General features: G+C 60.2%; 4 protein-coding genes. 3 read left to right on the top strand and 1 reads right to left on the bottom strand.

Annotated features, from left to right (window positions below):
- Positions 1 to 955: MFS transporter (locus AC1DLB_RS14955; protein WP_477785196.1), on the bottom strand; the 955-nt coding region annotated here is incomplete at its 3' end.
- A gap of 193 nt (positions 956 to 1,148) precedes the next feature.
- Here AC1DLB_RS14955 and AC1DLB_RS14950 point away from each other — a divergent pair.
- The 3 genes from AC1DLB_RS14950 to AC1DLB_RS14940 all read left to right on the top strand — a co-directional run.
- Positions 1,149 to 2,885 carry an IlvD/Edd family dehydratase gene (locus AC1DLB_RS14950; RefSeq protein ID WP_477785195.1) on the top strand — a complete coding sequence of 579 codons (1,737 nt, stop codon included), beginning with the start codon at positions 1,149 to 1,151 and terminating at the stop codon, positions 2,883 to 2,885.
- Between the two features lie 122 nt (positions 2,886 to 3,007).
- A complete protein-coding gene (locus AC1DLB_RS14945) occupies positions 3,008 to 3,727 on the top strand; it encodes a FadR/GntR family transcriptional regulator (RefSeq protein ID WP_018926179.1) in 720 nt (239 codons plus the stop codon).
- A gap of 144 nt (positions 3,728 to 3,871) precedes the next feature.
- The coding region (locus tag AC1DLB_RS14940; protein WP_477785194.1) for a dermonecrotic toxin domain-containing protein at positions 3,872 to 7,742 on the top strand (3,871 nt) is incomplete at its 3' end.

The following is a 7,742-nucleotide window of genomic DNA, read 5'->3' as shown; positions in this document are numbered from 1 at the left end:
GGCCGATGGCACCCAACACATACAGCACCGCCAGATGACCGTAGCGATCATTCAGGCGGTCGGAACTGCGCGGAATGATCAGCAAACCGATGATTCCGAAGATGTACGGCACCGATGACACGAACCCGGTCACCAGGTCCGTGCCACCGAACTGCTTGATCAGCGTCGGCAGCCACAAACCGAGGCCATAGATGCTCAAGGTCACCGGCAGATAGAACAGCGCCAGCAGCAACACCCGTTTGTCCTTCAGTGCATGCAACGGATTGCCGTGGCAGGTCTGGCCATACTCGGCGAGGTCTTTTTTCAGTTCCCCGGTCAGCCAGTCTTTCTCGGATTGATCCAGCCATTTCACTTGGTCCGGGCCGTCCGGCAAGTAGCGCAGCACCGGCCAGGTCAGCAGGATCGCTGGCGTACCGATAACGATGAACAGCCACTGCCAGCCGTGCAGGCCAAGCGTGCCGTCCATACCGAGCAAACCGCCGGACACCGGGCCGGTGATCATCATGGCGATGGGTTGGGAAAGGATGAACAGCCCGAGGATCTTGCCGCGATGGCGAATCGGGAACCATTGGGTGATGTAGTACAGCACGCCTGGAAAGAACCCGGCTTCGGCCGCGCCGAGCAGAAAACGCATCACATAGAAGCTGTTCGGGCCCTGGACGAACGCCATGCCGATGGTGATAGCGCCCCAGGTGACCATGATCCGCGCGAACCAGCGTCGAGCGCCGAAGCGGTCGAGCATCAGGTTGCTGGGGATCTCCAGCAGAAAGTAGCCAATGAAGAAAAGCCCGGCACCAAATCCGTAAGCCGCATCACCGATGCCGACGTCGGCGCCCATGTGCAGCTTGGCGAACCCCACGGCGGAGCGATCCACATAGGCGATCAGGTACAGCAGGATCAGGAAGGGAATCAGTTTCAACGTGATGCGACGGATAAGCCGCAATTCCTGGCTCATGAGTTCGGTCTCCGATTGTTGTTGTTATAGAACCTCGGGGGACGCCTCTCGCGGAAAACCATCAGGGCCATCCCTCCGTTGAAAACGACTATATAGTATTACTATTTAACCAACAACACTTCCAAACAGCCGAAATTGCGCTTATGTTACGCCACAGCTCGAACAATATAGTCATACAATAAGAGAACCGATCATGACTGATAAGAAACCCACCCTGCGCTCCGCCCAATGGTTTGGCACTGCCGACAAGAACGGCTTCATGTACCGCAGCTGGATGAAGAATCAGGGCATCGCCGACCATCAGTTCCACGGCAAGCCGATCATCGGCATTTGCAACACCTGGTCGGAACTGACTCCGTGCAACGCGCATTTCCRCCAGATCGCGGAGCACGTCAAACGCGGGGTGATCGAAGCCGGTGGCTTTCCTGTGGAATTCCCGGTGTTCTCCAACGGCGAATCGAACCTGCGCCCCACCGCCATGCTCACCCGTAACCTGGCGAGCATGGACGTCGAGGAAGCCATTCGCGGCAACCCGATCGATGGCGTGGTACTGCTCACCGGTTGCGACAAAACCACTCCGGCGCTGCTGATGGGCGCGGCCAGTTGCGACGTGCCGGCGATCGTCGTCACCGGTGGGCCGATGCTCAACGGCAAGCACAAGGGCCAGGACATTGGTTCAGGCACGGTGGTGTGGCAGCTCAGCGAACAGGTCAAGGCTGGCACGATCACCCTTGATGATTTCCTCGCGGCCGAGGGTGGCATGTCCCGTTCCGCCGGGACCTGCAACACCATGGGCACCGCCTCGACCATGGCTTGCATGGCCGAAGCGCTGGGCACGTCCCTGCCCCACAACGCGGCGATTCCGGCAGTCGATGCGCGCCGTTATGTGTTGGCGCACATGTCGGGTATGCGTGCGGTGGAGATGGTTCGCGAGGATTTGAAGCTGTCGAAAATCCTCACCAAGGAAGCCTTCGAAAACGCCATCCGGGTGAACGCTGCCATCGGCGGTTCGACCAACGCGGTGATCCACCTGAAAGCCATCGCCGGACGCATCGGTGTCGAACTGGACCTGGATGACTGGACCCGCATCGGTCGCGGCATGCCGACCATTGTCGACCTGCAACCGTCCGGGCGCTTCCTGATGGAAGAGTTCTACTACGCCGGTGGCTTGCCTGCGGTGCTGCGTCGCCTGGGCGAAGCCAACCTGATTCCGAACCCGAACGCCCTCACCGTCAACGGCAAAACCCTCGGCGAGAACACCAAGGACGCGCCGATCTATGGTCAGGACGAAGTGATCCGCACCCTCGACAACCCGATCCGCGCCGACGGCGGCATCTGCGTGTTGCGCGGCAACCTGGCGCCACTGGGTGCGGTGCTCAAGCCCTCTGCGGCGAGTGCCGAGCTGATGCAACATCGCGGGCGCGCGGTGGTGTTCGAGAATTTCGACATGTACAAGGCGCGGATCAACGATCCGGAACTGGACGTGGACGCCAACTCGATTCTGGTGATGAAAAACTGCGGGCCGAAGGGTTATCCGGGCATGGCCGAAGTCGGCAACATGGGCTTGCCGGCCAAGCTGCTGGCCCAGGGTGTGACGGATATGGTACGGATTTCCGACGCACGCATGAGCGGCACGGCGTACGGAACCGTGGTCTTGCATGTGGCACCGGAAGCCGCCGCCGGCGGGCCTTTGGCGGCAGTGAAGGAAGGCGACTGGATCGAGCTCGATTGCGCCAGTGGACGTTTGCATCTGGACATTCCGGATGCCGAACTGGCCGCGCGCATGGCCGATCTGCAACCGCCACAACAGTTGCTGGTGGGCGGCTATCGCCAGCTGTACATCGACCATGTGCTGCAGGCGGATCAGGGCTGCGACTTCGACTTCCTCGTCGGTTGTCGTGGAGCCGAGGTGCCGCGTCACTCTCACTGACCCTCTGGATTCTGTAACCACAGTAGAACCTGTGGCGAGGGAGCTCCCTCGCCACAATGATTGTGCCCGCCACGCCTGCTATCATGCGCAGCACCCCATCGCACAGGACCGCGCCGTTCCCCATGGATTACCGCAAACCCTCCGACCGCAAAAGCATGCACTCGCGCATCGTCCAGGAATTGGGCATGCAGATTGTCTCGGGACGCTTCAAACCGGACGACAAACTGCCCGCCGAAGCCCTGTTGTGTGAGGAATACGCGGTCAGCCGGCCAGTCCTGCGCGAAGCGACCCGAGTGCTGGTTGCCAAGGGCCTCGTGTATTCCCGACCGCGGGTCGGCACCGTGGTCAAGCCGCGCCGGGAGTGGCACATGCTCGACCCGGACGTGCTGCACTGGCTGATGCAAAGCAGCCCGCAGAATGAGTTCTTCAGCCTGCTGACCAGCGTGCGCAGCATCATCGAACCGGCCGCTGCAGCCCTGGCCGCGCAGTTCGCCACCGACGCAGACATCGCCTCCATCGGTGAAGCCTACCAACGCATGGAGTCAGCACCGACGCCTGAAGCCTTGTTGCAGCCGGACCTGGATTTCCACAGCCGCATCGCCGACGCGACCCACAACGACCTGCTGGCGAACCTGTGCAACATGTTGTCGGTGGCGATTGCCGAAGCCTTGAAGCACTCCAACCAACGGCCGAACCTGCATGAACTGGCGTTGCCTCGGCATAAGGCGATTCTCACGGCTATCGAGAATCGCGATGCGCTGGGTGCGCGGCATGCGACGTTGGTGCAACTGGACGATGCGCGTAACGCGCTGAATGTGGTGCTCGGCACCGATCCCGCATAACCACCACAATTCCCCTGGGCTCATTGCCACCACGTAGTCATCCCTTAGATCATCGAATTGTCGGATCTGCGGTATCCCGTTACCGCACATCCATTCCGGCCTCGCCTTACTTTGCGTGACTCAACCCATGCAAAGGATTGCATCATGCCGATACCTGCATCCCCCCCTGCCACGGCGGACATGACCGATATCATCGCGCACGCCGTCAGCGCCCGCTTCAGCTCCCGCCCCACCCTGCGCTCGGAAACCGCTCGCCTGCTCAAGGACGGCGTACTGGAAAAGTACCCGCAACTGGACTTCGACCCTGAGCGAACCAAAATCGCGCAGCCGATTCCCAACGGGGCCTGGCGCCTCACGTTACTGCTGGACTTGGTACTGGATTATCTGGCCAGCGGCACACCTGTCGATTTCAGCGAGCGGTTCGGTCGTGCCTGCTTTCTGACCAACCGTGCGCCCGCGCAACTGACTGTCGGCAAAACCACATCACGCCTGCCTGATCTCCAGGTGATTGCGGGGGTCATCCTTGAGCTGCCCGACTTGCTGCACATCGGGCTCCAGGAATCGCTGACCCTTTACTGGAACCAAAAGGACGAGGCCGGCGTCAGCCGCTGGCAATGGCTGGGAAACTTGCTGGCCGGCGTCCTGCAGACATCCGCGACCCGCCTGTCGAAAAGCAACCCGGTGCAGGCCGGGATTCTCGCGGAGCTGGCCAGCCACCCGGACAACCTGCAGCGTCTCCAGCAATCCTGGTCAAAAGGCCCCATACAAGCCTGCACCCTACAAACCACCCTGACCAACGGTGACGTCTCCATTACGCTGCAGGCCTCCGAGCTCCTGGTGACTTGTGGTGAAACCCATTTGTTGTGCAGCGTGACCGGCAAAATCGAGCCCTTCGCTTCCCTGGAAGCTTTCGGCCTGGCTTGGGGCGCACGGTTTCAGCGGGCATACAAAGCCGATGCCATCACCTGGAAGCGGTTTGAGCCGGACGGCAACATCTTTGACATTCAGGCTGCCCTGCTCCTGAACCGGCAGCTGGAAAATCTGGCTGAGCTCAAACTGCCTGCCAGCCAGGGCCTGGGCGAGTTGGTGAAACACGTTGACGCGATCACCGAAGTCGCCACGCTGTTCATCGACAGCCAACTGGACGAGGCCGCTTTTCAACCGATACAGGCGTCGATTCCCTGGTGGTTGCAAGCGGCGACACCCACTGACCGCATGGCCTATCGCAAGCACGTCCTGGCCATGGCCAGCGTCAAGCAACAGACCCAGGGGCGCACCTTCAACGATGGCATCGACGACCTTCGTACGTTTGCCCGAAAAGCCTTGCACAAGCAGATGCAGGAAGATTATCCGCTGGCGCCCGGTTACAACTCCGACGAGCTGGAACTGACTTTTCATGTACCCGTCGGTGACCTCGGCAGCGGCTACATCGAAACCGTCAAAATCACCCTGACCGAGCTGGCGATCAACAATCTCGCCGCAAAACCCAAGGGCCGCATGACTGTCCGTCACACCGGAGACCAACTGATTCAGCAGTGGACTACCGACGCCTATCTGCTGGACCTGGTGAGCCGGGTCAATGTCGGCCAGCACTATCCCGAACTGATCGAAACCTTGCTGCTCGGCGAGACCGACGACGCACGGGAGCGGGAACGATTGTTCGCGCTGGAACTGTCGGTTCATCTCCCCCTGCTGGCCCTCGAACATTCGATCAAGGGTGAGCACGGGTTCACCCATCTGGGGTATCGCTATGTCGATGCGTTGATGAATCGCACCGCCGCCGAACGGGTCGTCAACGAACAGGCCGTGGTCATCCGGCCCCTGGCGTTCCAACGCAAGGACGGCGCCGACTGTGATGTGGCCGCCAACATGTTCATCATCGAGCCCAAAGACTTGCAGGCCTCTGGCCCGCATATCCTCTATCGCCCGTTGTACACCCCGTCACTGCAGCAATACGCCGCTCGCAGCGACTTGCTCAAAGCGATCGCGCAACAGGGCGCGCTGCAAACCAGCGTGCTGACCTGGCTCCCGGACCGCGCACGTCCGGTTTACGACAACAACGGTTTCAACGAACCGCATATCAACCACTTTCACATCGGCGACGAGTTCTCACCGCCCGACAAGCCGAAACCGGCGATTCTGGCAGGCGACGAAGCTGCGGCCCGGTGGCTCAGTGCAGTGGAGGAAGGTCGATTGCCGGCCAGCCTGTTCGCCAGCAACGCCCGGGCGCTGGCCGATCTGGCTGACAGGCAATCGGTGTCCAATGCCGAAAGCCGTTGGGCGATCATCCTTGAGGGTGGCTGGCTGGTCTTTAACAACCTGGTACTGCCACTGTTGCGCGGCCCGGCAATGCTGGTGGGCTGGATGCTGCAAATCACCCATAGCCTGATCAACGACCTGCCCGCACTGGACAGTGATGACCCAACTACCCGGAATCTGGCCTGGATCGATGTGCTCTTGAACATCGGCCTGCTCCTTTTGCATGTCGCACGAACTCAAGGTGAACGGCCTGCACTCGCGCCAGAGCGCATGGGCGAAGACGCTCCGGTGACCCTCGATCCGCTGCGCCGTCTGTTGCCACTGGACTTGCTGCATCCCGAGACAACCATCACTCAAGAAACACCCGGACTGCCCTCCGAACCGCCGGGCAGTGGCAATACGTTGCTGGATTTCAACCTGTCGACCGCTCGGGACTCGACCTCGGCGCGGCTGTTCAACAAGCTGCAGGCGGTCAAGGTTGCATGGCCCGCGTCTCTGCCAGAGCCTGTTGCAACCGGTCCGTTCAAGGGGCTGTACCGGATCGACAACAAATGGCACGTCACGGTCGCCGGCCTGCTGTTTCGCGTGAGTGTCGTGCCCGGTTTCGGTGAGGCCTACCTGGTGCATCCCGAGCATCCCGACCATCCGGGAATCAAGCTCAAAACCGATGGATACGGCCGGTGGACGCTGGATCAAGGGCTGAAACTGCTCGGCGGAGGACGTAACGCCAGGCGGGATGCCCTGCGCGAGAGCAAACAACAACGCATCAGCCTGCTGGAACTGAACCACCAGGAATTTTTGCAGCAACAGACGCAGGTGCAAAAACGCGTTGATATCGCGGAAAAGCTGATGGAGCTGAAAACAAACGACCCCGCCAGCAGCGAGCAGGATCGCACCACTTTTCGCCAACGGTTCGCAGACGAGCTGGACAAACAGAGCGAAACCTATGTCACGGCGCTTGCCGAAATCCGCGAAAAAAGCGCTCTGAGCAAAACTGATCCCGATCCAAACCTGCAGCGCAACCTGCTGGAGAATCTCATCAACAACACGCGCAAACGTGTGGTCATCGCTGACCGGGAACGGGAAGCCACCAATCGAACTTACGCGGACTTGACCCGCGGTATCGAACACTTGCGCGAAGCAATCAAGGACAAGGGCAACGTCGTACTGGATCGATACTTCGAATTCATGCGCAGGACCTCCGAAGTCAACGAAACCATGATCAGGTTCTACGAAGAAACAGAGAGCCGACTTGCGGAGCTTAAACACCTGTCTCGCTTGGGCTTGGAGGACTGGAAACGGTTGACCGACAATCGCTCCGAGAATGAATTGACCGCTTTGCGAGTCAAATCCTACCAACTGAGCATCTTGCGTATTCTCAGCCTGAAGGAACTGGGTAGCGCCACCATGGCCCCACTCGAACGCGCACTCGATCCCCTGATGTTGCTGTCTCGCTCCCATTCCGAACTGCAAACTTCTCGCACTTATAACAATAGCGATCGGATCGCCGTTCTGGACAACCTGGTCGATCACTACCGCAAAGCACTGGATGGGCTTGAAAGTATCGGCATCTTCAATGCCGAAGAATTACAGCCGGCGGCCTTCAATCGCCTGCGAGAGATCATCGGTGAACTGCGCCTCGATGCCGAGCGACGTCTGGCCGATGACCTTCAAAATCTCCCGCAACCTTCGGTCTCCGAGCCCGGTCCGTCTTCACCCGGAGCCAGCAAGCCCCCGATCCAGCGCCCCTCTTCAT

This window comes from Pseudomonas sp. 05N434, assembly GCF_056396965.1.
The sequence above is the reverse complement of the archived record's forward strand: the minus strand, read 5'-3'. Positions and strand labels throughout refer to the sequence as shown.